This window comes from Streptomyces sp. P3 (assembly GCF_003032475.1).
Classification (GTDB): Bacteria; Actinomycetota; Actinomycetes; order Streptomycetales; family Streptomycetaceae; genus Streptomyces.
Map to the genome: position 1 here is coordinate 6,173,046 of NZ_CP028369.1, position 26,175 is coordinate 6,199,220.

Consider the following 26,175-nt stretch of genomic DNA (forward strand, 5'->3'; position numbering starts at 1 on the left):
ACGTGCCTCGGTCTTCCGGCATGGAGGGTCGCAACTGCCGGAGAGCAAGGTACATCAACATGGTTTGATGTATTTTCTCGTTCCATGAGGCCCTCTGGCGCTGCCGCCCCGGCGTTCGTACGGCTGGCCGCCCACCCGGTGCGGTGGAAGCTGCTGGCAGAACTGGCCGTGAGCGACTACCGGGTCCGCGAACTGGTGCTGAGGGTCGGCCGGCCGCAGAACCTGGTCTCCTACCATCTGCGGCTGCTGCGCGGCGCAGGGCTGGTCACCGCCCGTCGCAGCAGTTTCGACGCCCGGGACACCTACTACCACCTCGACCTGGAGCGATGCGCCCAAGCGCTCGCCGGCGCCGGTGGCGCCCTGCACCCGGCGCTGGGTCTCGCGCCCGCCCCACCACTGCCGCCGCCCGCTCAGGCGGGCGCGGCGAGACGCCCCGCCGTCCTGTTCGCCTGCACCGGCAACAGCGCCCGCTCACCCATCGCCGAGGCGCTGCTGCGCCGGCACGCCCACGGCCGGGTCGAGGTGACCAGCGCCGGCAGCCACCCCAAATCCCGTGTCCATGCCGACGCCGCACACGTCCTGCGCGAGCAGTACGGCGTCGACGTCTCGGAGCAGCGTCCGCGACACCTGGACGGACTCCTCGGCCGTCGGTTCGACTACGTGATCAGCCTGTGCGACAAGGTCCGCGAGGTCTGCCCCGACTTCGTCGACGACCGGCCACGGCTGGTCCACCGGGTCCACTGGAGCATCCCCGACCCGGCAGCGACCACCGGCCCCGGCCCCGTAGGCCGCCCCGCATTCGTCCGCACGGCAGCGGAGATCGACATCCGCATCCGCCATCTGCTGCCCCTGCTCCTCCCCACACCACAGGAGTCCGAGCGGTGAGCACTCCTGGTCAGGTCGCCGCCTTCGCCCGGTGACCGCGCTCAGAGGGTCGGGAAGACCGCCGTGAAGAAGAACCACAGCAGTACGGCCCAGAAGACCGCCGCAGCCAGCGACACCAGCAGGGAGCTGCGCCATTTCAGCACCAGGAACGGGAAGATCGCCGGGAGGGCCCAGTAACCGGCCACGTCGATCGACAGGCGTGCGGCCTGGCTGAGGGTCTCCGCGTGTCCCGCGGCGATACGCCGCAACAGCCGCTGGGAGACGAAACCGTACAGGCCGAAGACGATCGGGAAGAACCACAGCGGTGTGATCGTGACCAGCTCGGACTCGTCGAGCTCGTCGAACATGACCAGGTAGACGCAGACGGCTCCGAGCACACCGACGACCAGGGCGCTCACGTAGAGGGCGGTCAGCACGGCCGGCTCCACCGGCCTGGCCGGCGCCGGAACAGGGCCGGGCGTGAGCACGGGCGAGGCGTACGGAACATCGGCGGCCGGCGCCGGAACCACCTGGTGGCAATGGGGACAACGGACGTTCTGCCCGGCGCGGTCGGCCGGGGCCGCAATCAAGTGCCCGCATGAGGCATGGAATTGCATGTGCTGCTGACGGTTCACGTTGCCTTCCCTGTACCGCTCTCTCGTGCTGCTCGCCGGCCGGTGCGGCGACAACCGGCCGAACCGAGCTCCGACACGATCGGGAACCCGCCCGACAGCATCCGGCGTGCGCCGACATGCGGCTCACGAACAAGTCTCTCCGCCGTGAACCTCCCTGACATCGGTGAAAACACGTAGTCACGCACCCCGGCAGTGCAACATCGCCGGGCCCCGGCCTCCTGGTCACCGGTCAGGACCCGGCGGGACGTGCCCGGTCGGACTTTTCCTGTGTGTGACCTGGGCCTGGGGTGGTCTTTGCCTGTCGGGGTCCAGGGTTCGTCTGGCCTTCACCCGGCGGCGGTCGTAGGCCCCTAGTGTTGCGGCGCCGCCCCCCTCGAACGTCCGTCGCTTCTGTCCGGAGGACAGTCATGGCCGCCGTCAAGGCTCCCCAGCGCAACCGACGTCGCCTCTCCGCAATCGCCGGAGCCGTCGCCCTCACCGCCGCCTCGATCGGACTGTGGACCGTCACGTCCACCACCGCGCAGGCCGCCGCTCTCCCGGCCCCCGACCACGTGGTGGTCGTGGTCATGGAGAACCACGCCTACTCGCAGGTCATCGGCAGCTCCAGCGCCCCGTACATCAACAACACCCTCAAGGCGGGTGGCGCCAACCTCACCCAGTCCTACGGCCTCACCCACCCCAGTGAGCCGAACTACTACATGCTCTTCTCGGGCTCCAACCAGGGCCGCACCGACGACAGCTGTGTCAGCGTCGGGTCCATGTCCGCCCCCAACCTCGGCTCCGAGCTGATCGCCGCGGGCAAGACGTGGCAGAGCTACAACGAGTCGTTGCCCAGCCAGGGTTCGACGACGTGCAGCAGCGGCAACTACGCGCAGAAGCACAACCCCTGGTTCGGCTTCTCCAACGTGCCGACCAACACCGCGCTCACCATGGGGCAGTTCCCCACCGACTACACGACCCTCCCCAAGGTCTCCTTCGTCGTCCCGAACCTGTGCAGCGACATGCACGACTGCTCGGTCTCCACGGGCGACACCTGGATCAAGAACAACCTGGGCGCCTACACCACCTGGGCCAAGGCCCACAACAGCATCCTCGCCGTCACCTTCGACGAGGACAACAAGCTGTCCGGCAACCGCATCCCCACCGTCTTCTACGGCGAGCACGTCACCGCCGGCAGCTCCACCGCAACCACCTACAACCACTACAACATGCTGCGCACCCTGGAGGACCTGGCCGGTCTGTCCACGCACGCGGGCAACGCCGCGTCGGCGTCCGACATCACCGGCATCTGGAACTGACGCCCGTGTACCTCGCGGACTCCCGCAGTACGGATTCCGGTGGCACCAAGGCCGCCGTCGCCCCGGACACCCGTCCGGGGCGGCGGCCGGCCGCCGTGCCCGCCACCGTGCTGGCCCTGGGCTCGGTCAGCCTCGTCACCGACATCTCCTCGGAGATGGTCACGGCGGTGCTCCCGCTGTACGTGGTCGCGGGCCTCGGCCTGTCGCCGCTCGGTTTCGGTCTGCTCGACGGCATCAACAACGGCGTCGGAGCCCTGGTCCGGCTGGCCGGCGGCCACCTCGCCGACCGGGGCGGCCGACGGCACAAGGTCGTGGCGGGCCTCGGCTACGGACTGTCGGCCGTGTGCAAGCCGCTGCTGCTGCTCGCCCACACCCTTCCCGTGATCAGCGCCGTGCTCGCGGTCGACCGCACCGGCAAAGGCCTGCGTACCGCCCCTCGGGACGCGATGATCTCGCTGGCCACCGAACCCGGGCACCGGGGGCGGGCGTTCGGCGTGCACCGGGCGATGGACACCACCGGCGCGCTCCTCGGGCCGCTCGTCGCCTTCGCCGTGCTGCGGGCCACCGTCGACGGATACGACGCGGTGTTCGCGGTCAGCGGCTGCATCGCCATGTCCGGCGTCCTGGTGCTGGTGCTCTTCGTGCCCCGCCGCATCCCGGCCCCCGCCGATGCCGTACGGCAGCCCGGGCCGGCCCGGCCGCCGACGCTGCGGGACGCCGTCGGGCTGCTGCGCCGCCCGCAACTGCGCCGGCTCACGGTGTGCGCGACCCTGCTCGGCCTGACCACCGTCAGCGACTCCTTCCTCTATCTGCTGCTCCAGCGCGAAGGGAACCTGCCCGCCCACCTGTTCCCGCTGCTGCCCCTGGGCACCGCCGCCTTCTTCCTGCTGCTCGCGGTGCCGCTCGGCGCGCTCGCCGACCGCGTCAGCCGCCGCCGGCTCTTCCTGGCCGGCCACGGCGTCCTGCTGCTCGGCTACGGCCTGGTGCTCTCCCCGTGGCAGGGCGTCCCGGTCGTGGTGGGCGTCCTCGTCCTGCACGGCACGTTCTACGCCGCCACGGACGGCGTGCTCGCCGCCGCCACCGCGGGGGTCGTACCAGCACAGCAGCAGGGCGCCGGACAGGCGCTGGTGGGCACCGGACAGGCGCTGGCCCGGTTCGTCTGCTCGCTCGCCTTCGGCGCGGCATGGAGCCTGTGGGGCGGCCGGACCGCGTTTGCCGGCACCGCCGCCGCTCTGGCCGTCAGCGCCGTCGTGGCCTCGATCGTCCTCCGTGCCGCCGACGAGGCGCCGTCCACCATTGAAGAGGTGCCCGCATGACCCGGACAACCCGCCTGGTGATCCTGCTGGTCGCCGTCGTCCTGCTCGGCGCGGTCGGCACCGGGGCGGTACTCCACGCCGCCCACCGGTCGGGCATGCGGGACGAGCAGCAGGCGGACGGGCCGACCGTGCGCACCGGCACCGTCTCGCTGCGGCCGACGTCCGAACGACGGCTGCTGGTACGCAACCTGGCGTGGGGGCCGCACCGCGACGAGATCGCCACCGTGGCCGCCGACGACCCCCAGGGCCCGCGCACGGTGTCGGGGGTGAAGTGCCTGCGCTTCCACGCGGCGGCCGGCACCGGCATCTGCCTCCGGGCCGAGCACGGCCCACTGGAGGACACCTACCGCGCGGTGGTGCTCGACGAGCACCTGCGCGAGCGGCACCACTTCCCGGCGGCCGGCATCCCGACCCGGGCCCGGGTGTCGCCCTCCGGTCACCTCGTCGCCTGGACGGTGTTCGTCAGCGGGGACTCGTACGCCGGGACCGACTTCTCCACCCGCACGGCCATCGTCGACACTCGCACCTGGGAGATCGACGACAACCTGGAGACGTACGACGTCATCAGGGACGGCCGCGCCCACCACGCGCCGGACGTCAACATCTGGGGGGTCACCTTCGCCGACGACCGACACTTCTACGCGACGCTGGCGACCGGAGGCCGGACCTACCTCGTCCGAGGCGATGTCACCGCACGCACCCTCACCACCGTGCACCGCAACGTCGAATGTCCGTCGCTCTCGCCGGACGGCACCCGGATCGCCTACAAGAAGCGCGTCGAAGGAGCGTCCCCCGACGCCCCTTGGCGGCTGTACGTCCTGAACCTGCGCACCATGCGGGAGACCGCGACCGCCGAGGGCCGCAACATCGACGACCAGGCCCTGTGGGCCGACGGCGACACCCTCGTCTACGCCCTTCCCGGCGACTACGGATCGGACCTGTGGACCGTCCCCGCCGACGGCAGCGGCAGGGCCCGCCGTCTGATGAACTCCGCGGTCGCCCCCGCCTATCCGGGGTGACGGGTCATGACCGACACGGATCACCGATGCCCCGCGTTCGACGCACTGCCCAGCACTCCATCCGGCCACGCGTACCCCGGCGTCACCGGAGCCCCACGGTGAACAGCGCCATGGTGGGAGGCGAGCGCGACCCATGGCAACGGCGGCTGGACCATGAGCGCTCCCTCCCGTCGGGGCTGACTGCGGCACGCTCCGTCCGTTCGCGGGCGACGAAGCCGACGGCGAGGCAACGCTCCGTGCCCATATGCCGTCTGGTCAACCGAGATGGCGCCGAGTCGGTGCCCGTCAGGAACGGAGCGAATCGTGTTGATCGGCTTGGTGACAGCCGTTGCGGCGTCCGTCTGTTACGGCACAGGCTCGGTCCTGCAAGCCGTCGGGTCCCGCAGGTCCGCGCGCAGCGACGCGGCCACCACCGCCCGCACCCAGTACGGGGGACCCAGCCTGTCCTCGACCGCGAAGGCCGCGATGACCTGGGAGTTCGTCGTCGGCACCGTCCTGGACTTCGTGGGCTTCGCGCTCGGCGCACTGGCTGCTCGGCTACTTCCCCTGTTTCTCTCGCAGACCGTGATCAGCGCCAACCTGATCATCACCGCCTTGCTGAGCGTCCGGCTCCTCCGCGTCCGGCTGACTCGCGCCGAATGGACGTCCATCGGCGTGGTCTGCGCGGCGCTCGTCCTGCTCGCGACGGCGGCGGGGGAGGAGGGCAGCGGACACGGCACCCCGATCGCCACACACTGGTGGCTTCTGGCGATCTCGCTTGCTCTGATGGTGGGCGGCACGCTCGCGGTACGCCTCGTCGGTCCCCGCGCTGCGATCCTCGCCGGCCTGCTGTCGGGACTCGGTTTCGGCGCGCTCGGCGTGGGCGTCCGTGTCCTGAACGGCGTCGACCCCTTCGATCCGTCCGCCATGCTGACGGATCCCGCCCTGTACGCGATCGTGACGGCCGGCGTAGGGGGGATGTACCTGCACACCGTCGCGTTGCAGATCGGTTCGGTCAACGGGGCCACGGCGGCCCTGGTCGTCGGCGAGACCGTGCTGCCCGGCGCGATCGGTGTGCTGTGGCTCGGCGACGCCTCACGGCCCGGTCTCGCCTGGATGGCGATGCTCGGGTTCGTGCTGGCGGTGGCAGGCGCGGTCGCGGTCGCATGGTTCGGGGGATCCGAGGCGGACGTGGAGGAGCAGCCGCAGCAGGCACCAGAACTGACTCCCACGCGCTGAACACCCGACCACCCGCCAACGGACGGGCCGCACCAACACGGTTCGCTCGCCACAGGTGGGTGGGCCGGGGACGACCTCGCCCTGACCGGGCCTACTCACGCCCACCCGAGTACCTGAGCCCGGGCGGAACACCTCGTCCCCGGCCGGCCTTCGGGATCGCCCTCGGCGCGTCGGTCACCGTGACGGACGTGGTCACCGTCGTGTGGGCGTGCTGGGCACTGCGCCACATCGGAGAGTGACGGCCGGGGCAGGGAGCGACGGGGGTTGCCGAGGCGGCGGGTGCGGTCGGGCCCGCCGGTCCGGCCACCGGCTCCGGCGGTGGCGGATCCACAAGGGCTTCGGATCCAGACGCATTTCGTATCCCGGACCGGCATCCCAGGCTTCCCGGTCCGCGCAGGTCGTCGGGGGTGGGATCGTCCCACCGTTGCGGAACGGCGGCGGCTGTTGTCCCAGGTCCGGAGGTCATCCCAGGCTGTGGTCGTCGCACCGGCTGAAGCGGCGGACAGCCCGACTGCCCCAGGACACCCCGACTCCGGACGGGGTGGTGGGCAGACGCCGGCCCGGCACGCACCGTGATCCGCGGCGCCGCGCCGCGGGCACGTGCGACCACGTACCGACCAGAAGAGGAGCATGCATATGAACGTGAAGTCCTTCGGGGGCCGCCGTGTGGCCGTGGCCGCGGGTCTCGCCCTGGCTCTTGGATGCGGTGTGTCGGTGCAGGCCTCCGCCACCGGGCCCCGGGCAGCCGGCGGCAAGGCCGAAGACACGGTGGCGCACGGCTCGGGCGGCACCGGCGGAAAGGGCGCCGTCGCCGCCTGCTCCCAGGACGTTCTCGGGGTGTCCGCCGTCAAGGAGCCCGCGGACAGCAAGGAGGCGAGGCACCTCCTCCTGATCGTCCAGAACGCCGGCGACAAGAAGTGCAACCTCTACCGTCACCCGCTGGTGCGGCTCGGCGCCGATGCCCGGACCACGGTTCCCGTCATCAAGGAGAGCGACCCGAACCCGGGGGCGCCCGTGACCCTCGCTCCGGGTGAGGAGGCCTATGCCGCCCTGCTCGTCAGCGGTGGCGCCCGGGACGAGTACGAGGCGAGGAGCATCACCCTCGGCCTCCAGGGCCGCAAGCCCGGCAGCACCGCGGGCCGGCCGATCGACGTCCCCATGCCGGCCCCGACGCTGTACGCGGACGACGGCCAGCTCGTCACCTACTGGACGACTGCTTCCGGTTACGCTCTGGATTTCATCATGTCGAAGTGACGGACCTCGACCGGGGCCGTCACCCAGCGGCTCACCAGAACGCCCACCTGGCCTTGCCTTGCCGTGGACACGCAAGGACACATGCGAACAACGACCTTAGTAATCGGAGGATTTGAATGAAGTCTGCAATCCGGAAGACCGTCGGCCTGGCGGGGGTGAGCGTGGCCGTCGGGGCCATCGCCATGACCGGCGCGTCCGCAGCCCACGCGGAAGCCCCCACCCACGGCTGCCCGTACCCGTATGTCTGCTTCTACGTGGACAACGACGCCTTGCTCGCGGGCACGCCGATGTCGAAGTACCGGGACGTCACCAGCGCCTATCAGGCGGTCACGCCCCGGCCGCACTACGGGGTCATGAACACCCGCAATGACGACGTGGTGTATCTGCGGCTCCAGGGCGGCGGCTCGATCTGCCTTTCGCCCAACTCCTCGACGGTGTTCGTCAACTCCGTGCTCGTCAACGGGATAAAGATCTCCAGCCGCTCCACCTGCTAGCTCCGCCGCCCCGGCGGCAGGCACGCGTGCGTGACCGCGCCTGCCGTCGGGTCAGGAGAGGGCTGTGTGCGGCATCCCTTCGGGCCCGGTCGCGCTCTGTGTCAACGGCGCGACTCTCGGGGGCTTGTGCGGCCTGTCGCTTCGTCAGCCGCGCTCACCGTCCTGTCCTGGCGGGTGGTCAGGTCATGGGGACCCAGCCGCGGGGGTCGCGGTACCAGTAGTGCGGTAGCCCCTTGATGCTGGTGGTGCGGAACGGGCGGCCGTGGTCGTCGATGCGCATAGTGCCGGTTCGGCCCTGCGAGGACCAGTCGAGCTCGAGGTACCAGTCGCAGGTGCAGGCCTCGGTGCGCGCGGCGACCAGCAGGACCTCCGGCTCCCGTAGGGACACCCGGTAGGGGAAGTCGATCGCGGGAGCCGGTCGGTCCGGGTCGTTGCCGGGCATGGAACGGACCAAGGGCCGGCGCGCGTCGAGGTTCACGGAGAAGTAGCGGGGCACGAGGACGGCGCCGCAGCCCTCGTACATGGAATAGGCGGAGCCCGAGCGGTCGGCCGGGGTGACGCGGCCGACCACGCGCACATGCATAGCCTGCAGCACCACCGCTGCGGCGCCGCGTCCCTGCACCGAGACCCGCAGATTGGTGGTGCGCCCGTGCACCGCCCGCTGGGACGTGGCCCAGACCGAGGCGTCGGCCGGAGTCGGCGGCGGAGGGACCTGACCGGGCGGCTTGGCGATGACGTAGTCATGGTCGCAATCGAGCTGCCAGAGCTGGGAGTCGGCCGTCCAGGTGAGAGGGGCCGGCGGCGCGACCCCGCCCTCCTTGTTCTTCTGCGGGCTGCCGCCGCTGTGCGCGGCCGGCGCCGAGGACGTCGGCGTGGTGCGGGCGGAGTCCGACGGCTCACCGCGGCCGAAGGGGGGCCCGCCGGCGGATGCCGTGAGGACGGCGAACGCGACGGCGAGCGAGGCCGCCAGCACCGTCGAACGCGCGAACCGTCGCCGAGGGCGCACGGCGAGGGCTCGCCGGTCGGCAGGGCGGGGCGACTCCGGGCGCGCGTCGGCCGGTGGGGCGAGTCCCGGGCGCGGGTCGGCCGGCGAGTACGGCTCGACTCCCTGGTCCGTCTGGTCCGCCTGGTCCGCCTGGTCCGCCTGGTCCGCCTGGTCTCCGTGGCTCACGGATGCGGCCGGAGCGGGCGTGGCGGCGGTGCCGCGGCGTGTCGGTGTCCGCCGGGCGTCGGAAAGTCGTGATCGCTGCCGTGCCGCGGCTGCCAGGATCCACCGGCGGTGCAACTCCACACGTTCGTCGGGGGAGGCTCCGCAGAGCGTGGCGAACCGCTCGACCCCGGTGAAGTCCAGGGGAACCGCCTCTCCGGAGCAGTAGCGGTGCAGCGTGGAGGCGTTCATGCCGAGGCGGCGGGCCAGCGCCGAGTAGCTGCGGTCCGTGCGCTCCTTCAGGCGCGTCAGCAGTAGGGCGAACTCCACCACGTCATCGTGGATTGCATCCATGTGGTCCGTACACCCATCCATCCGTCGGCCTGTGCAGTCATGCCCCGATCCGGGATGGCGTCCCAGGCGCTCCCCATACCTGCACGTCAATAAGGCCGGGATGGTTCCAGAGTCGGGCCGCGGGAGTGAGCTGCACCTGCCGGTTCTCGACCTCGCGGGACGACGGCCGAGGCGCAACCGGTGCGGTGCGGGGGATTCCGCAGTCCGGGAGCACGCCCGTGGCGTCGCCCTCCCCGGCCCGTCGCCGCAGGTGCAGTGCGGGGTCTGCGCCCGGAAGCGGGACGACCGTCGTGTCGTCGCGTGCAGTCGAAGGCATCTCGCATCCGGGAGCGCGAGGATGTCGGCGGACGCGAGGGCCGGCACGTCAACGGGCAGGAGCCAGTTCCATGATCAATGGTGCGCATGTCATCCTCTATAGCCAGGACGCCGAGGCGGACCGTGTTTTCATCCGTGACGTCCTCGACCTGCCCGGCGTCGACGCGGGCGGCGGCTGGCTCATCTTCAAGCTGCCCCCGGCCGAGGTGGCCGTCCACCCGACCGACGGCCCGCCCCGGCACGAGTTCTTCTTGATGTGCGACGACCTCGATTCCCAACTCCGCGGGTTCCGTGCGCAGGGCGTCGAGATCATCCGGCCGGTCAGCGAACAGCGCTGGGGCAGACTGGCCGCGATCCGACTCCCCAGCGGCGCCGAACTCCCGCTGTACGAACCACACCACCCCACCGCCCACACCCTGTGACCTCACCACCCCGGATCGGCATCGGCCGCCATCGGCCGACCGGCCGATCCGTCAGTTGAGCTTCTTCGAGCGGGCCACCGATCGGGTGACGGTCCGGGAAGCGCAACGAGCGAGGCCCTCGGGCAGTTGATCGAGATGTCTGACGTCTCAACCACGCTACTCAGGGGCCTCGTTGGTCATCCGTCCTGCCGCACTCGACCTGCCTGGAACACCCAGGGCCCACCCCTTCTGTCGTCGCTCACCGACGTCCGCCAGCGCTTCTCGTAGGCGCACCGCGGCAGAAATTCCCCGGTCGGCAGGGGGCCGGACCCGTCGCAGGTGTCACCGCTGTCGACGAGGCGCCAGGCGCGCGGGAAGCGGCGGTGCTTGAGGGGGAGTGGATACCGGGCCGGGGCGTGACGACCGGTGTCGAAGACCCGTGGTCATGTCCATGATACTCGCCCGTCTCGCCGCGGGGTGCGATCACCCGTGACCCTCAGTCACCATGTCGGCTGTCGGTCCGGTATCGAGCAGCCTGTGTGCGGCGCGGCGCGGGGTGGTGGGGCCGTCGGGGCCGTATCCCAGGCGGATCAGTATCTGGGCGTGTCCGATGCGGCCCGGCGCCGGGCTCAGGGCATGGCGCAGGTCCGGCCACTCCATCGGCTGGTGCAGCAGGGAGGCCCGTACGCCATGGACCGTGGCGACCAGCAGGAGGTGTTGCAGAGCCTGCCCGGCCCGCAGCCAGTCGGCCCGGCGGTCGTGTTCGGTGGTCAGCAGCGCGATGACCGGGTCCTTCTCGAACGGCTGGGCCGTCAGCCGTTCGGCGTGCCGCTGCGCGGTGAAGTCGCGCATGGGCAGGCGCTCGTGGGAGTCCTGAGGGCCGAGGGCGGCCTGCGGGAGTCCGACGTCGGTGAGTGCGTCCCGGTCGCGGTGGATCCAGCGGCGGCTCTCGGTTCCCCGGTCCGGATCCGTCCGGTTGCGGTGCTCGGCCTCGGCGGTCACCCGGAGCAAACGCTCTGTCTCGGCAGTATCGGGGAAGGTGAGCAAGGCACCCTCGGCGCGGGCGGCCTCGGCGAGTTCCGCGCGCAGCTGGGGTGGCAGAGACCTGCCCGAGAAGGCGAACCGGCTGCTGTGCCGGCGCCCGATCGCCTCGTACAGGTCCGCACGATGCTCGGTGGCGGGCCGAGAGGCGGGCCCTGTGAAGCGCACGGTGGCGAGGAGCTCAGGGTCCTCCGGTGCGGGCAGCAGGCGGGTGACCGGGCGCCAGCCGAAGTGGCCCACCGCGACACGGAGGTTGAACACGGACGCGCCCACTGACAGGTGCAGGGCACGGCCCGCGGGATCGACATGCCGCAGACCTCGCTCCGGAGCAGCGCGGACCTCGAGTGTGACGGTCTCGGGAGCCAGGCGGAAGCGCCATGGCTGGGTGTTGAAGATCGAGGGCGCGGCGGCCGCGGCCGCGAGGCAGGGTTTGAGTGTTGAGGCGTCAACAGTGGCGGATCGCATGGGGTTCCTCCTCGCCCGTCCCGTGCTCGCGCGAAGACCGCGCAGATGGTGCTTTCCACCGAGGGTGAGACCTTCCTGGCGGCGAAGGGGAGGGGCCGGTGGTCCCTCGGCGTGGTCCGGACGGGCCGGACGTGCTGGGCGCGCCCTGCCGACTGCCCTGGAGGAGGGCTGAACGGCCCACCGACGTGTCCGAGTGGGCACCGACCGGCCCTGTGATGCCGTCTGGTCGGCCCCTGCCGGGCCCGGTTCCCAGGTGTCACCGTCCTGTTGTCACTTCGAGGAGGTGCGGGTGCCATGCGCAAGGCAAAGCGTACGAGGTGGTTGCTGTGGCGGTTGCGGAGCAACCCGCTGCGGCGGCGCGACGACGTCATCGAGGCTTGGATCATGCTCGGGGTGTGGACAGTCGTCGTGCTGGGCGGCACTGCGGTTGGCGCGGTCACGGTCCAGGCCGCGGACGAGTCCTTCGCGCAGCTGCGCGCCAACCGGCATTCCGTCAGGGCCGTCCTTCTCGAGACCGCCGAACGGGCCATGCCGACGGCGGAGGGAGCGACGGACGACCGCGTCCGCGCGAAGGTCCGCTGGACGGCGCCGGACGGCACCACGGATACCGGACGGGCCACCGTGGACTCCGGGCTCCAGGCTGGATCAAGGGTGGTGATCTGGCTCGACGACCAGGGCCGGATCGCCTCACAGCCGCCGACCGCGGCTCAGGCAGAGGCTCAAGCGGGCCTGCTGGGTGCCTCGGCCGCGCTCGCCCTCGGCGGCTTGACGTACGGCGCCGGGCGCGTTGCACGGTGGCGGCTCGACCGTCGGCGCACCGAGGAGTGGGGCCGGCGGTGGGACCAGGTCGAGCCGCAGTGGCGACGCAAGACCATGTGATCAGGGGCGGGGCGGCATCGCCGGACAGCCCGGTCGGCGGGCCCTGCACGCATCACCCTGGCGCGCGGCGCACGACGATCGCACTGATGTGAGCGGCGTTGCGGCGGACGGCTCCTGCGGATCACGGCCGAAGTGAGGCCATGTGGCGGGTCGTTACGGCTGCCCGGCCCATCTCTCCGCCCATAGCGCTGGATGACGCTGGAGTGAGGACCGCTCCTGAAGGCCGTAGGGGGGAGTCCAAGGGGCCCTGTAGCCGGGGACGTTCGGCCCCTGCGACCTCATACCCGTGCCGGTGAGGCTGGTGCGAACGGGCGGAGGCTCGAATGTGGGAGGTGCCATGGAGGGTTCCACCGTCGCCTCTGTGTCCGCGCTGCGCGCAGCACACGAGAGGTTCGTGACCTCGCCCGGAGAGCTGCCAGGGATCCGGGCCTTGGTCGCCGATTCGTGGCGGCGCTGCTCCGGCCGGGGCATACGGCCCGACGGCAGCCGCCTGCCGCCCCTGCGGGGAACCCCCGCCGAACTGGACGCCTACCGGCGGGCCCACCCGCTCGCCACCGTACTTCCCCTGTTCCGCGAGCTGCTGGGCGCGGGCGCCGCGGACGACGGTCACATTTTCGCGGTCGGCGACGCCGACGGGACCCTGCTCTGGGTCGAGGGTGACACCGCTGCCATGGACCGGGCCGAGCATATGCGCTTCGTCGAGGGCGCCGTATGGTCGGAGCGGCAGGCGGGGACCAACGCACCGGGTACCGCACTGGAGTTGGGCCGCGCCGTCCAGATCGTGGCGGGCGAACACTACAGCGCCGCCGTCCACGGTTGGTCGTGCGCCGCCGCCCCTGTGCGCGATCCCCGTACCCGACGCGTGCTCGGGGTCGTCGACCTCTCGGGCGGCGGCACCATCGCCACGCCCCCGGCGTTGGCCGCCGTACGCGCTGCCGCGCTGTCGGCCGAGGCCGAGCTCGAACGTACGGTGCCGCTGGGCCTCGACGGACGTGCGCCGGCCTCCCGCGGCTTCATACGGCTTTCGGCGCTCGGCCGGGACAGTGCGCTGCTGGAAAGCGCGGGGTGCGTCCACCGGCTGAGTCCGCGCCACAGCGAGATCGTGCTGGCGCTCGCCCTGGAGGACCGGGGTGTGCATGGCGACCGGCTCGCGGTGGACCTGTCGGAGCGGGAGGTGCCGGCGTCGACGCTGCGGGCCGAGATGACCCGGCTGCGTGCGGTGCTCGGCCCGGCCGTGCTCGGATCGCGGCCGTACCGACTGCTGCTCCCGGTGCGCGGCGACTTCGGGGAGGTGGCCGCGCTGCTTGCCGAGGGGCGGGTCGCCGAGGCGCTGGCCCGTTACCCCGGCCCGCTGCTGCCGCGCTCCGAGGCGCCGGCCGTGGTGGAGCATCGGCGGGCCCTGGAACAGCAGTTGCGCGGTGCCGTCCTGGCCGGCGGTGACGCCGGGCAGTTGCGCCGCTGGGTTGGGGCAGCCTGGGGAGCCGACGATCCCGCCGCATGGCTGGCACTCGCCCACACACTGCCGGGCGGTTCTCCACAGCGCGCCGCCGCGGCGGCCCGAGCGCACGCACTGGACGCCGTCGGGGCCATCCCATCGCAGGTCCGACGGCATGCAGCGGTATTGCAGCGTTCCCACTCCTAGCGTGCTGAGCATCACCACAACCCTCGTGAAAGGTGACGATCATGACGTACGAGCCTCCGGGCGCGACGGGCAGCCCCGTCGACGTCTCGCCCCGCTACGAGAACTTCATCGGCGGCAAGTGGGAGGCGCCCACCACCGGTGAGTACTCGCCCAACCTGAGCCCCGCCACCGCCAGGCCTTTCTGCGAGGTCCCGAAGTCGGGTCCCGAGGACATCGAACTCGCCCTGGACGCCGCGCACGCCGCGAAGGACGAGTGGGGCGGGGCGTCCGCGGCCCAGCGGGCCGCGGTGCTGAACAAGGTGGCGGACGCCATCGACGCCCACCGCGAGGAGCTCGCCGTCGCCGAGAGCTGGGACAACGGCAAGCCCGTCCGTGAGACCCTCGCCGCCGACATCCCGCTCGCCGCGGACCACTTCCGCTACTTCGCGGCTGCGATCCGCGCCGAGGAGAGCTCGATCACCGAGATCGACAAGGAGCTGATCGCCTACCACTTCCACGAGCCGCTGGGCGTGGTCGGGCAGATCATCCCGTTCAACTTCCCGCTCCTGATGGCCGCGTGGAAGCTGGCCCCGGCGCTCGCCGCGGGCAACACCTCGGTCCTCAAGCCCGCCTCGCCGACCCCGTGGTCGATCCTGAAGCTGATGGAGGTCATCGGCGACATCCTCCCCGCCGGCGTCGTCAACGTCGTCAACGGCCCGGGCGCCGCGATCGGCAAGGCGCTGGCCACCAACAAGCGCATCGCCAAGGTCGCCTTCACCGGGGAGACCACCACCGGCCGGCTGATCATGCAGTACGCGTCCGAGAACATCATCCCGGTCACCCTGGAGCTGGGCGGCAAGTCGCCGAACATCTTCTTCAACGACGTGGCCGCCGAGGACGACGACTTCCTCAGCAAGGCCGTCGAGGGACTCGTGCTGTACGCGTTCAACAAGGGCGAGGTGTGCACCTGTCCCTCGCGCGCACTGATCCAGGAGGGCATCTACGAGGAGTTCATGGGCCGCTGTCTGGAGCGCATCCGCGCCATCAAGCAGGGCAACCCGCTCGACCCGGCCACCATGATCGGCCCCCAGGTCTCCAGGCAGCAGGTCGAGAAGATCGGCTCCTACGTCGAGATCGGCGTGAAGGAAGGAGCCGAACTGCTCGTGGGCGGCCACCGTCCCGCCATCGGCGGGGAGTTCGCGGACGGGTTCTTCTACGAGCCGACCGTCCTCAAGGGCCACAACAAGATGCGGGTCTTCCAGGAGGAGATCTTTGGACCCGTCCTCGCGGTCACCACCTTCAAGGACGAGGCCGAGGCGCTCGAGATCGCCAACGACACGCTGTACGGCCTCGGGGCCGGCGTGTGGAGCCGCGACACCGGACGCACCTACCGGATGGGCCGCGCCATAAAGGCGGGCCGCGTCTGGACGAACTGCTACCACCAGTACCCGGCGGGTGCCGCGTTCGGTGGCTACAAGGTCTCCGGCATCGGCCGCGAGACCCACAAGATGATGCTCGAGCACTACAGCCAGACCAAGAACCTCCTGGTCAGCTACGGCACCAAGCCGCTCGGGCTGTTCTAGCGGTCCGCCAGGTCCAGCAGCTCCACCAGTCCCAGCGGATCCGAAGGGGTGCACCGACATGCCTGCGACGCTTCACAACGGCAACGCCGGGCGCGTCACCGCCACCCGGGCGGCGCACCGGGCCATCAGAGCCCTGCGCGCCGCCCACGGCAGGCCGGTGATGTTCGTCCAGTCCGGCGGCTGCTGCGACGGCAGCGACCCGATGTGCTTCCCCGGTGGCGAATTCGTCCTCGGCGAGGGCGACATGCTGCTCGGCGTCCTGGACGGCTGCACCTTCCACATCGACGCCGACCTGTACGAGGCGCTCGGCCGCCCGCGCTTCGTTCTGGACGTCGAGGAGGGAACACCGGGCGGCTTCTCCCTCGCAGCGGGGGACGGGCTGCGGTTCGTCACACACGTCGAGGACCCGGAGGAGACCCGGGCCCGCACACACGCACCATCCGAGGAGCTGATCATGAAGGCAGCGGTCGTCACCGACTTCGGCAAGCCTCTGGAGATCCAGGAGCTGCCCGTCCCCGAGCCCGGCCCCGGCCAGGTGCTCGTCCGTATGGAGGCCTCCGGGCTCTGCCACACCGACATCCACGCCGCGCACGGCGACTGGCCGGTCAGGCCGCGGCCGCCGTTCATCCCAGGGCACGAGGGCGTCGGCCCGGTGCAGGCCGTCGGAGCCGGCGTCTCCGAGGACCTGGTGGGCAAGCGGGTCGCCATCCCGTGGCTCGGCTCGTCCTGCGGCACCTGCCGCCACTGCGTCTCCGGCTGGGAGACTCTCTGCCAGAGCCAGGTCAACTCCGGCTACTCCGTGGACGGTTGCTACGCCGAGTACGCCGTCGCCGACGCAGGTGCCGTGGTCCGGGTACCCGAGGGCGTGTCGTCGTTCGACGCGGCGCCGCTGACCTGCGCGGGCGTCACCACGTACAAGGCCATCAAGGTCGCGAACGTGGTCCCGGCCGAACGGGTCGCCGTCTTCGGCATCGGCGGTCTCGGCCATCTGGCGGTGCAGTACGCGCGGCTCGTCGGCGGCTTCGTCACTGCCGTCGACGTCGAACCGGACAAGCTGGGTCTGGCCCACAAGCTCGGCGCCGACCAGATCGTCAACGCCCGCACACACGACCCGGTCGAGGAGATCAGGCAGGCCGGCGGAGCGGACGTGGCCGTCGTGCTGGCCGCGAGCGCCAAGGCCTTCGAGCAGGCCTACCGGTCACTGAACCGGGGCGGGCGTCTGGTGATGGTCGGGCTGCCCGCCGACAACGCGTCCATCAACGTGCCGATCTTCGAGACCGTGCTCGGCGGGATCTCCGTCATCGGCTCCATCGTCGGCACCCGCCAGGACCTCGCGGAGGTGTTCGCACTGCACGCGGCCGGACGCACCCAGGTGATCGCCGAGAAGCGGCGCCTGGAGGAGGTCAACGACTCCTTCGACGAGGTCCTCGGCGGACGGGCCGAAGCCCGGCTCGTCTTCGAGTTCTAGGGCCCGGCACCACCGGGTCACAGGGAGAGGCAGCAGATCATGGCAACCCTCACCATAGGTGCCGTACGGGAGCGGGCGCCCGGCGAACGCCGTGTCGCCCTCGTCCCCGAGGCCGTAACCCTCCTGCGCCGGGCCGGACTCGACGTCCTGATCGAGACCGGAGCCGGAGCCGGCGCCTGGTTCACCGACGCCGAATACACCGCCGTCGGCGCGATCGTAGTCACCCCGGACGAGCTCTACGCACGCGCGGACGCTGTCCTCTGCGTCGGCCCGCCCGACGAGGAGACCGCGACAGCTCTGCGCGCCGGGCAGACTCTGATCGGCCTGCTCGAACCGCTGCGGCACCCCGCCCTGGTCGAGGAACTGACCGGGCGCGGCGTGCGCACGGTCAGCCTCGATCTGCTGCCCCGCACCCTCAGCCGCGTCCAGTCCATGGACGCGCTGACCTCGCAGGCCAGCGTCGCCGGCTACAAGGCGGCGGTCCTCGCCGCCGATTCGTACGACCGCTTCTTCCCGATGCTGACCACCGCGGCGGGCACCATGCGTCCCGCCCAGGTCCTGGTCCTCGGCGCCGGAGTGGCCGGGCTGCAGGCGATCGCCACCGCCCGGCGTCTCGGCGCTGTCGTCTCGGCGTACGACGTACGCCCCGCATCCCGAGGGGAGGTGGAGTCGCTCGGCGCCCGGTTCCTCGACATCCAGAGCCCGCCGGAAGGGGAACCGGGCACCGAACAGGGCGGCTACGCACGGGAGTTGACCGAACAGGAACAGCAGGCCCAGCGGGAGGCGCTGGACACGCACATCGCCCGCTCCGACGTCGTGATCACCACGGCGCAGGTGCCGGGCCGCAAGCCGCCGCTGCTGGTGACCGCGGCCGTGGTCGAGCGGATGAAGCCCGGCTCGGTCGTCGTCGACCTCGCCGCGAGCGAACTCGGCGGGAACGTCGAGGGCTCCGAGCCCGACAAGACGGTCGTCCTGGACGGCGGAGTCACCCTCATCGGTGCCGGGCACCTGCCCTCCGCCATGGCGACCGCCGCGTCCGCGGCGTACGCCCGCAACCTCGTCGCGCTTCTGGGGCACCTGGTGCGCGACGGGGAACTGACCCTCGACCCGGCCGACGAGATCACGGCCGCACTCATGGGAGGAGCATCCTCATGAACAACCTCGATCTCCTCACCGCGATCACCGTCTTCGTCCTGAGCGTGCTGGTCGGCATCGAGGTCATCAGCAAGGTCCCCGCGACCCTGCACACCCCGCTGATGTCCGGCTCCAACTCGGTCCACGGCATCGTCGTCATCGGCGCGATGCTGATCGCGGCCGAGTCCCACACCTGGCTCGGCTACGTCCTCACCTTCGTGGCCATGGCCTTCGGCGCTATGAACGTCGTCGGCGGATACGTCGTCACCGACCGGATGCTGGAGATGTTCAAGGCCAAGCCTCGGCCGGCCGCGGCTGAAAAGAACCAGAAGGCAGAGGTGTGAGCGCCATGGACACTGTCTCCAACGCCGTCCACTACATCTTCCTCGCCGCGGCCGCCTGCTTCGTCCTCGGCCTGCACCTGATGAACCACCCGCGTACGGCCCGCCGCGGCAACGCCCTCTCCGCCGCCGCCATGGCCGCGGCGATCGGCGCCACCGTGTGGCTGGTGGCGGACGAGGGCGCGATCAGCCGGACCGGCTGGCTCGTCCTGGTCACGGGCGGTCTGGTCGGCGCGGCGCTCGGCCTGTGGGCCGCGCGCGAGGTGCAGATGACCGCCATGCCCCAACTGGTCAGTCTCTTCAACGCCGTCGGCGGAGGCGCGGCCGCGCTCATCGCCGTGGGCGACCTGCTCCAGGCCGACCAGCCGGCCGCCCTGGGCGCACGCGTCTCCCTGCCCGGAGCGCTGGACATCGTCATCGGAGCGGTCACCTTCTCCGGATCCCTGGTCGCGGCGGGCAAGCTGCAAGGCGTCGTCTCCGGAGCACCTGTGGCCTTCCCGGGCGCACGACTGCTCAACGTCCTGCTGCCGGCCTCCTTCGTCGCCGGCACGGTCTGGCTGGTGCTGGCACCCGACAGCCGGGTCGCGCTGTACGGGCTCGTGGCGGTGGCGCTGCTCTTCGGCGTGACGATGGTGCTGCCGATCGGGGGCGCCGACATGCCGGTGGTCATCGCCCTGCTGAACGCCTTCACCGGGTCGGCGGTCGCGATGGCGGGCTTCGTACTCGACGAGACCGCGCTGATCATAGCCGGCATGCTGGTCAGCGCTTCGGGCGGCATCCTCACCAAGCTGATGGCCGACGCCATGAACCGCTCCATCGCCAACATCGTCATCGGCGGCTTCGGCACCGGCGACAGCGCCCCCGCCGCGACGGGATCCGCAGCCCCGGCCCAGGTGCGATCGGTCTCGGCAGACGATGTGGCGGTCCAGCTGGCCTACGCCAGCAAGGTCATCTTTGTCCCCGGGTACGGTCTCGCCGCCGCCCAGGCCCAGCACGAACTCGGCGACCTGGCCAAGCTGCTCACCGACCACGGCATCGACGTCAGCTACGCCGTCCATCCGGTCGCGGGCCGCATGCCGGGCCACATGAACGTTCTCCTGGCCGAGGCGAACGTGCCCTACACCCAGCTGAAGGAGATGGACGACGTCAACCCCGAGTTCCCGCAGGCGGACGTGGCCCTGGTGATCGGCGCGAACGACGTGACCAACCCGATCGCCCGCCGCCCCGGCAACGCGATCTCCGGGATGCCGATCCTCGACGTCGACAAGGCCAAGAGCGTGGTCGTCATCAAGCGGTCCATGGGACACGGCTACGCGGGCATCGACAACGAGCTCTACACCGACCCCAAGACCGGCATGCTCTTCACCGACGCGAAGAAGGGACTGAGCGAACTGAAGGCGGCAGTGGGAGAGTTCGTCGCCTGACACACCACGATCACGGGCCCCCGCGCGCTGAACGCGGGGGCCCGTGATCGTATCGACCAGGGACTCACTCGTGAGGGACGATGGCGACCGGGCACCGGACATGGTGCATCACAGCGTGTGCGACCGGACCGGTGTGGACGCCGAGTTTGGCCGGGCGGATCCTGCGGCCGACGATCAGCAGGCCGGCGTCCTGCGTCGCGTCCAGCAGCCGTTGTGCCGGACGGCCTTCCCCGGCCAGCTCGCGGACCTCCACGGTGGGGTATTTCTCCCGCCACGGCCCGAGCACGGAAGCCAGCGCCTTCTCGGCAGCAGCGCTGACCGCCTTGCGTGCCTTCGCCTCTGCCGCGGTGGGCATGTAGGGCAGCTGCCACGCGTGCACGACCCGTAGCGGTGCGGCACGCGGTGTCGCGGTCTCGAAGGCGAACGCAAGCAGTTTCTCGCAGGGAGACGCCGGGTCCACGCCGACCACGACGTCGCGGTACGGGGTGCGCGCCGAGTGGTTACCCTCCGGGTCCGGCAGGTGCTCGTCCTCCAGGGCCTGATCGGCCCGTACGAGAACGACGGGCCGCGACGCGTGGGCCACCGTCGCCAGCGCCACCGAACCGGCCAAGAACCCACCGAGGCCGCTGAACGCGCGGCTGCCCAGGACCAGCAGCTCGCAGTCGTCACCGGCCGCGACGAGAGCGTCGGCCGCCGGCCGGGAGATCTGCTCGCCGCTCAGATGCACCTGCGGGTAGCGCTCGTTGAGCCGGTCCATGGCGCCGCGCAGGATCCGCCGCGCCCAGTAGCGCGGCGCCTCCACCTCGGGCAGCTCCGACTCAACGGGCGACATCCCGCCCTCCCACGCGTGCACCAGGCGCAGCGGCAGACCGCGCCTCAGCGCCTCCCGGGCCGCCCAGTCGGCGGCGGCGAGGCTCTCACGCGAACCGTCCAGGCCTACGACAACGGGGCGAAGCACGGCCGACACCTCCCCGGATCCGTGTCCGCACGCTCCTGTGCGAACCCTTCCACTGTCAGATTCCCGCCGGGCACATGGCAGGGGCAGGGGCTGAGGGGCCTCAGAGGGGGGCCGAACGGCCTTTGCCATGCTCGGCCCGGTCATGGTCCGGCGCGGGGCCGACCTTGGTGAAGGGGGCCGTACCGCCCGGCCCGGCAGGTGGCTTCGGGATGGGGACGCCCGACGCTGCCCGTCGTACACAGGCCGGCTGCCGGGGCTGCCCGGCGTCACCGGTGACTGCGGGTTGTGCCGGCGCTTCCGCCATCCCGGCCGTCGGTGGTGGCCCCGTAGTCATCGAGGGCGTCCACGCCTCGAGTGGCCGGCGTGGTCAGTTCGCCGCTGCGCTGGGCGGCCACGTGGTCCGGGCCGAGTGCGGTCGCGTGCGCCAGCAGCCGCTCGCGCAGCGGTGACTTTGCCGCCGCGGAGGCCCGGCGGGCCGCAGTCTCGGCCGGCCGGGCGACCGCCGCCCGGCCGGCCGAGACACCGGCCGGCAGGAGCAGCGGATCGCGCAGGGACGCGAGGTCTCTGTCGTCCTGGAACGCCCCGACCACCACATCGGCGACGGCGACGGCCTGAAGGACGAGCAGCGCCGCACCGATCGTGCCGAGGACCACGGATGCCGCGAGGAAGAGCCGGGTGGCGTGGGCATGGCGCAGCAATCGCGGGTCCACGGGCTTCATCGGTGACCGCCTCTCAGTCCGCGGTGGCTTTCGAGCCGGGATCAGGCGGGGATGTGCTCGACGCCGATGCGCTTGCGGAACACCCAGTACGTCCAGCTCTGGTAGAGCAGCACGAGCGGTGTCATGATCGCGGCGACCCAGGTCATGACCTTCAGCGTGTACGCCGAGGAGGAAGCGTTGGAGACCGTCAGGCTCCACGCCGTGTCCAGGCTGGAGGGCATGACGTCCGGGTACAGCGCGAGGAAGAGCATCGCGACGGCCGCGGCGACTGTGACCCCGGACAGGACGAACGCCCAGCCCTCGCGTGCCCGACGGTTCGCCGCGAGGGCGCCGAGCAGCGCGAGCACGGTGACGGCCAGCGCCGTCAGGCTGCGCGCGTTGCCGGTGTCGGTCTGCGTCCACAGCAGGAAGACCGGCGCGATCCCGACCGTGGTCAGGCCAGCCCACCGGGCCGTGCCATGGGGCCGAACGGCCCTCACTTCGCGGGCCGTCCATGGGACAAAACGGCTTCGTGGCCTCTCCTGGATCCCACGGCCTGGGACCGGGGCCGACCGGACCGGTCCCGGTGCCCAAAGGCCTACAGACTCCGGCCCGCACCACGAGAAACGGTGAGCACACCGATCGGCCCCGCCGACGGGCGAGCGGGCCACACCAAGGAGCTGTAATGGCAAAGGCATATCTCGTGGGCAGCGGCGTCGCCGCGCTCGCCGCAGCGGCGTACCTGATCCGCGAGGGCGACTTCGACGGGGCGGACATCCACCTCTTCGAGGAGCAGGACCGCATTGGCGGCAGCCTGGACGCGGGTGGCACCCCGGAGACCGGCTACTCCATGCGCGGCGGCCGCATGTTCGAGGCCGAGTTCCGCTGCACCTACGATCTGCTGTCGACCATTCCCTCGCTCGACGACCCCTCGGTCTCGGTGACCCAGGAGATCCTCGCCGGGCACGAGACGTTTGCCTGGGACGACGTCTCACGCCTCGTCGACGGCGACGGGAAGATCGTCGACGTGACCTCGATGGGCTTCTCCGAGCGAGACCGGCTGGACCTGATGCGCTGCCTAGCCACCTCCGAGGGGCGACTGGACGCCAAGGCCATCACCGACTGCTTCACCGACCACTTCTTCACCACGAACTTCTGGTACATGTGGTGCACCACGTTCGCCTTCCAGCCCTGGCACAGCGCGATCGAGTTCCGCCGCTACCTCAAGCGGTTCATCCACCTGTTCCCCGAGTTCGCCACCATGTCGGGGATCCATCGCACCCGCTACAACCAGTACGACTCCATCGTCCGCCCGCTGCGGGCCTGGCTGGCCGAGCGGGGCGTGACCATCCACACCGGCTGCCGGGTCCGGGATCTCGTGCTCGCACCGGGGCCGCGTACGACCGTCGAGCGGATCCTCCTGCACCGGAACGACCGTGACGACGAGATCCGCGTCGCCCCCGACGACCTCGTCCTGGTCACCAACGGCTCGATGACGGACGCCTCCAGCCTCGGCTCCCACACCGAGGCGCCCGACCCGCACAGCGCGCGCCGCTCCGACGCCTGGCTGCTGTGGCACCGACTGTCCCGGGGCCGGGACGACTTCGGCCACCCCGGCGTCTTCGACAAGCACGTTCCGCAGTCGAGGTGGGAGTCGTTCACCGTCACCGCCCGGGACCGGGTGTTCCTCGAGGCGATGGAGAAGTTCAGCGGACAGGAGGCGGGCAGGGGCGGGCTGATGACCTTCACTGCTTCCAACTGGCTGCTCACCATCGTGGTCAACCGCCAGCCCGTCTACCGGGACCAGCCCGAGAGCGTGTCGGTGTGGTGGGGATACGGCCTCTTCCCGGACCGGCCCGGCAACCTCACCGGCAAGCCGATGACCGAGTGCTCCGGGCGGGAGATCCTCGATGAGGTTCTGCACCACCTGCGGTTCGACGAGCACCTCACGCAGCGCGTCCTGGCGAGCTCGACCGTCGTGCCGTGCCTGATGCCGTACATCACCAGCCAGTTCCTGGTCCGCCGGCACGGCGACCGGCCCCGGGTCATGCCCAGGGGGTCGGTGAACCTCGCGTTCATCGGGCAGTTCGCCGAGGTACCGGACGACGTGGTGTTCACCGTCGAGTACTCCGTCCGCACCGCGTGGACGGCGGTCGCCGAACTGCTCGGACTCGACCGACGGCCGCCCGAGGTCTACAAGGGGCACCACGACCCGCACGTACTGAAAGGGGCACTGGAGACCATGCACCGCCAATAGGCGGATCGGGCCGTTCCGCGGTGCCCTCCCAGGTCACGGACAGCTGGCGGGGGCAGCCATGGGCGCGTCCACGAGGGGTGGCCGCGACCGTGTCTGTGGGGACGGGAAGGGCGTCCCGGTCCCGGAGGCGAAGGCGGGCGCCAGGACCATCCCGGTGCGGCACGTCTGAGCGCCATTTCGCGCTCGCGCCGCACCACAGGTGCGCGGCCGGAGGCAGGACCGGCCGCGCACCTTCGTCTCTCGGTGAGGATGCACCGGATTCGCCGGTCAGCAGATCCGTGGGAGTTGCTGCGAGCGGCATTCCACCACCTGCCGGGCGCCGATCAGCGTGCGCAGCGTCACCCGCCCGCCCGGCCCCTGGGAAAGGACCTCGCCGATGGGGGCGAGCGTCGTCGGGCCCGCGGGCGCCGACGCGAGGCCGACCGTGTCGGCCGTCTCCCGAACCACCCGGTGATCTGGTACGGAACAGGGACATCGATCACTACCGACTGCCGCTCCCGTAAGGGGCGTACAGGTCGAGCAGCCGGATGCGGGACGCGTGCAGCCGGTGGGCCACCACCCGGCCGACCCAGGTCGCCACCGCGCGGCCGAAGGCGGGGTCGTCCGCGCACATCGTTCGCACCGCCTGCGCGTCGAACTCGTAGGCCCGCACCGGAGTCGTGGCCGCTGCGCCGAGTTGCCACATGTAGGGCGGGAAGTGTCAGGACCAGCCGATCAGTTCGTTGTGGCCCAGGGACTCGACTACGGCGGCACGGCGGCCGGGCACATACAGGTCGAGGGCGACGGTCCCGGTCCGTACGATCCAGAACCGGTCGGCCCGCCCGCCTTCCTCCAAAACGAGAAAGCTTCAGGAATTCCGAAGTTACGTCACAAACTGGCCGAGCATGCAAACGAGGGAGAAGCCCCAGGCCAGGGACTCTGGCCCCCGGCAGGAGTCACGGGAACTCGCGGGATATCGCACAGTCCGTCCGATGACACCGGAGAACAGCCGATGGTTCCGGTGCGTAAGATCTCCGGGCAGGCTCTCGACGAGAGCCGGTGCCTCCCGCAGCGCCAGGCGTTTCCCGGGGCCGCGCAGGGCGCCCGGCATTCCGACGCTGAAGAGCCACACCGGCCGGGCACCCAGTGGGCCGAGGTTGTCCCGTAGGAAAGCCTTGGCCGGATCCAGCCAGGTCTGTCCATGGACGGCGCTACCGAGGACAAAGGCGCGGTACGCGTCCGCGTCGTCCACCGTGGTCATGGCCCTCGCTTCGGCCTTCAGGCCCGCCTCACTCAGTTTGGCGGCCAGTCGCTCGGCGATCTCACGGGTCGAGCCATGCGCGGTCGCGAACCCCACCAGGAGGTCCATGACCTCACCTCGTCATTCCTCGATCGCTGCCGGTGACGGGTGACGGGTGACCGGTGACCGCGGCGGTGGACGTCAGGCTGCCCGAAGGGTGCATAGCCGACTACCCGCCGCCCGCTATGCGGCGCCGCTCCTCGCGAAAGCGGGCGCCCCGATGGCCCCGGGCGGCGAAACGGGACGGGCGGAGCGTTCTGCGGCGGGCACCGCGACCACGGGGACCGTCGCGTGCCGCAGGCACGCGCGGCCCACGCTGCCCATGGAGGGCAGGTCGTGCTGCCTGTGGGCCGTGCGCCCGAGGGCCAGCAGCAGGGCGCCGTGCGCCTGCTGCACCAGCACCCGCTCGGGCTGTCCCTCCACCACGACGGCACGTACGGCACTGCCAACCTGCGGGCCGAAGACCGCGCGCAGTGTTTCGGCGAGCAGTTGTGCGGCCCTTTGCTGCTGCTCGGCGGCCGTCGGACGCGCCGAGGAGGGGGCGTAGGGGGCGAACCCGGCCCCGATCGGTTGCCAGGCGTGTACGGCGACGACGTCCGCCTGCAGTGCACTGGCCTGCCGAGTGGCCCAGCGCAGCGCCTCCATGGACGCCTCGGACCCGTCGACGCCCACCACGATGGTGTTGTCGGCGGCGCGTTGTGTCATGGCATCC

General features: G+C 71.1%; 23 protein-coding genes and 4 pseudogenes. 17 read left to right on the forward strand and 10 right to left on the reverse strand.

What is annotated here, in order from left to right:
• Window positions 1-84 precede the first annotated feature (84 nt).
• Window positions 85-885: an ArsR family transcriptional regulator gene (locus C6376_RS27345; protein ID WP_107445873.1), complete on the forward strand. Its 801-nt coding sequence runs from the start codon at window positions 85-87 to the stop codon at window positions 883-885.
• Window positions 886-926: 41 nt separating this feature from the next.
• On the opposite strand, the gene C6376_RS27350 is transcribed toward C6376_RS27345, so the two are convergent.
• Window positions 927-1,301 (reverse strand): hypothetical protein, encoded by a 375-nt coding sequence (locus C6376_RS27350; protein WP_254076070.1) that lies wholly within the window; start codon window positions 1,299-1,301, stop codon window positions 927-929.
• Between the two features lie 605 nt (window positions 1,302-1,906).
• On the opposite strand from C6376_RS27350, the gene C6376_RS27355 reads away from it, so the two are divergent.
• The 6 genes from C6376_RS27355 (at window position 1,907) to C6376_RS27380 (ending at window position 8,098) form a co-directional block, all read left to right on the forward strand.
• Window positions 1,907-2,797, forward strand: coding sequence for an alkaline phosphatase family protein (locus C6376_RS27355; RefSeq protein ID WP_107445875.1), 891 nt, complete (start codon window positions 1,907-1,909; stop codon window positions 2,795-2,797).
• 5 nt (window positions 2,798-2,802) lie between these two features.
• Complete coding sequence (locus tag C6376_RS27360; RefSeq protein ID WP_107445876.1) at window positions 2,803-4,113, forward strand: MFS transporter; 1,311 nt, start codon at window positions 2,803-2,805, stop codon at window positions 4,111-4,113.
• Window positions 4,110-5,132 (forward strand): TolB-like translocation protein, encoded by a 1,023-nt coding sequence (locus tag C6376_RS27365; RefSeq protein WP_107445877.1) that lies wholly within the window; start codon window positions 4,110-4,112, stop codon window positions 5,130-5,132. The genes C6376_RS27360 and C6376_RS27365 overlap by 4 nt, the downstream gene beginning before the upstream one ends.
• A gap of 303 nt (window positions 5,133-5,435) precedes the next feature.
• Window positions 5,436-6,350, forward strand: coding sequence for a hypothetical protein (locus tag C6376_RS27370; protein WP_107445878.1), 915 nt, complete (start codon window positions 5,436-5,438; stop codon window positions 6,348-6,350).
• Window positions 6,351-6,986: 636 nt separating this feature from the next.
• A complete protein-coding gene (locus C6376_RS27375; RefSeq protein WP_107445879.1) occupies window positions 6,987-7,604 on the forward strand; it encodes a DUF4232 domain-containing protein in 618 nt (205 codons plus the stop codon).
• Between the two features lie 116 nt (window positions 7,605-7,720).
• The gene (locus tag C6376_RS27380; RefSeq protein WP_107445880.1) at window positions 7,721-8,098 is read left to right on the forward strand and encodes a hypothetical protein; all 378 of its coding nucleotides are present in this window, start codon (window positions 7,721-7,723) and stop codon (window positions 8,096-8,098) included.
• Window positions 8,099-8,276: 178 nt separating this feature from the next.
• On the opposite strand, the gene C6376_RS27385 is transcribed toward C6376_RS27380, so the two are convergent.
• Complete coding sequence (locus C6376_RS27385; RefSeq protein WP_107445881.1) at window positions 8,277-9,599, reverse strand: helix-turn-helix transcriptional regulator; 1,323 nt, start codon at window positions 9,597-9,599, stop codon at window positions 8,277-8,279.
• 386 nt (window positions 9,600-9,985) lie between these two features.
• Between C6376_RS27385 and C6376_RS27390 the strand changes: the two genes are divergently transcribed.
• A complete protein-coding gene (locus C6376_RS27390; protein ID WP_107445882.1) occupies window positions 9,986-10,336 on the forward strand; it encodes a VOC family protein in 351 nt (116 codons plus the stop codon).
• A 462-nt stretch (window positions 10,337-10,798) separates the two neighbouring features.
• On the opposite strand, the gene C6376_RS27395 is transcribed toward C6376_RS27390, so the two are convergent.
• Entirely contained in the window at window positions 10,799-11,821 is a 1,023-nt protein-coding gene (locus C6376_RS27395) for a nitroreductase family protein (protein ID WP_107445883.1), read from the reverse strand.
• A 294-nt stretch (window positions 11,822-12,115) separates the two neighbouring features.
• Between C6376_RS27395 and C6376_RS27400 the strand changes: the two genes are divergently transcribed.
• The 8 genes and pseudogenes from C6376_RS27400 (at window position 12,116) to C6376_RS27430 (ending at window position 20,271) form a co-directional block, all read left to right on the forward strand.
• Entirely contained in the window at window positions 12,116-12,700 is a 585-nt protein-coding gene (locus tag C6376_RS27400; RefSeq protein ID WP_107445884.1) for a hypothetical protein, read from the forward strand.
• A gap of 430 nt (window positions 12,701-13,130) precedes the next feature.
• The gene (locus tag C6376_RS27405; RefSeq protein WP_254076071.1) at window positions 13,131-14,342 is read left to right on the forward strand and encodes a GAF domain-containing protein; all 1,212 of its coding nucleotides are present in this window, start codon (window positions 13,131-13,133) and stop codon (window positions 14,340-14,342) included.
• A 41-nt stretch (window positions 14,343-14,383) separates the two neighbouring features.
• The gene (locus C6376_RS27410; protein WP_107445886.1) at window positions 14,384-15,904 is read left to right on the forward strand and encodes an aldehyde dehydrogenase family protein; all 1,521 of its coding nucleotides are present in this window, start codon (window positions 14,384-14,386) and stop codon (window positions 15,902-15,904) included.
• Window positions 15,905-15,962: 58 nt separating this feature from the next.
• Window positions 15,963-16,289 (forward strand): annotated as a pseudogene (locus C6376_RS46190) (DUF779 domain-containing protein); the annotation flags it as partial.
• 69 nt (window positions 16,290-16,358) lie between these two features.
• Entirely contained in the window at window positions 16,359-17,372 is a 1,014-nt protein-coding gene (locus tag C6376_RS27415; RefSeq protein WP_173985922.1) for a zinc-dependent alcohol dehydrogenase, read from the forward strand.
• A 39-nt stretch (window positions 17,373-17,411) separates the two neighbouring features.
• Window positions 17,412-18,527: an NAD(P) transhydrogenase subunit alpha gene (locus C6376_RS27420; protein ID WP_107445888.1), complete on the forward strand. Its 1,116-nt coding sequence runs from the start codon at window positions 17,412-17,414 to the stop codon at window positions 18,525-18,527.
• Window positions 18,524-18,850, forward strand: a complete 327-nt coding sequence (locus C6376_RS27425; protein ID WP_107445889.1) for an NAD(P) transhydrogenase subunit alpha — start codon at window positions 18,524-18,526, stop codon at window positions 18,848-18,850. The genes C6376_RS27420 and C6376_RS27425 overlap by 4 nt, the downstream gene beginning before the upstream one ends.
• A 5-nt stretch (window positions 18,851-18,855) precedes the next feature.
• Window positions 18,856-20,271 (forward strand): NAD(P)(+) transhydrogenase (Re/Si-specific) subunit beta, encoded by a 1,416-nt coding sequence (locus tag C6376_RS27430; protein ID WP_107445890.1) that lies wholly within the window; start codon window positions 18,856-18,858, stop codon window positions 20,269-20,271.
• Window positions 20,272-20,335: 64 nt separating this feature from the next.
• Here C6376_RS27430 and C6376_RS27435 read toward each other — a convergent pair whose 3' ends face one another.
• From C6376_RS27435 to C6376_RS45475, 3 genes and pseudogenes are all read right to left on the reverse strand, one after another.
• Window positions 20,336-21,229: a universal stress protein gene (locus C6376_RS27435; RefSeq protein ID WP_107449219.1), complete on the reverse strand. Its 894-nt coding sequence runs from the start codon at window positions 21,227-21,229 to the stop codon at window positions 20,336-20,338.
• A 326-nt stretch (window positions 21,230-21,555) separates the two neighbouring features.
• Window positions 21,556-21,948: pseudogene (locus C6376_RS27440) on the reverse strand (ABC transporter); the annotation flags it as partial.
• Between the two features lie 41 nt (window positions 21,949-21,989).
• Window positions 21,990-22,430: pseudogene (locus C6376_RS45475) on the reverse strand (cytochrome d ubiquinol oxidase subunit II); the annotation flags it as partial.
• Window positions 22,431-22,612: 182 nt separating this feature from the next.
• On the opposite strand from C6376_RS45475, the gene C6376_RS27450 reads away from it, so the two are divergent.
• Window positions 22,613-24,184: an oleate hydratase gene (locus C6376_RS27450; protein ID WP_107445893.1), complete on the forward strand. Its 1,572-nt coding sequence runs from the start codon at window positions 22,613-22,615 to the stop codon at window positions 24,182-24,184.
• Between the two features lie 267 nt (window positions 24,185-24,451).
• On the opposite strand, the gene C6376_RS45480 is transcribed toward C6376_RS27450, so the two are convergent.
• The 4 genes and pseudogenes from C6376_RS45480 to C6376_RS27470 form a co-directional block, all read right to left on the reverse strand.
• Complete coding sequence (locus C6376_RS45480) at window positions 24,452-24,631, reverse strand: hypothetical protein (RefSeq protein ID WP_254076072.1); 180 nt, start codon at window positions 24,629-24,631, stop codon at window positions 24,452-24,454.
• A 34-nt stretch (window positions 24,632-24,665) separates the two neighbouring features.
• Window positions 24,666-25,016: pseudogene (locus tag C6376_RS27460) on the reverse strand (cyclic nucleotide-binding domain-containing protein); the annotation flags it as partial.
• Between the two features lie 30 nt (window positions 25,017-25,046).
• Window positions 25,047-25,532, reverse strand: coding sequence for a flavodoxin domain-containing protein (locus C6376_RS27465; RefSeq protein ID WP_107445894.1), 486 nt, complete (start codon window positions 25,530-25,532; stop codon window positions 25,047-25,049).
• A gap of 114 nt (window positions 25,533-25,646) precedes the next feature.
• Window positions 25,647-26,168, reverse strand: a complete 522-nt coding sequence (locus C6376_RS27470) for a universal stress protein (RefSeq protein WP_159083261.1) — start codon at window positions 26,166-26,168, stop codon at window positions 25,647-25,649.
• Window positions 26,169-26,175: the final 7 nt, after the last annotated feature.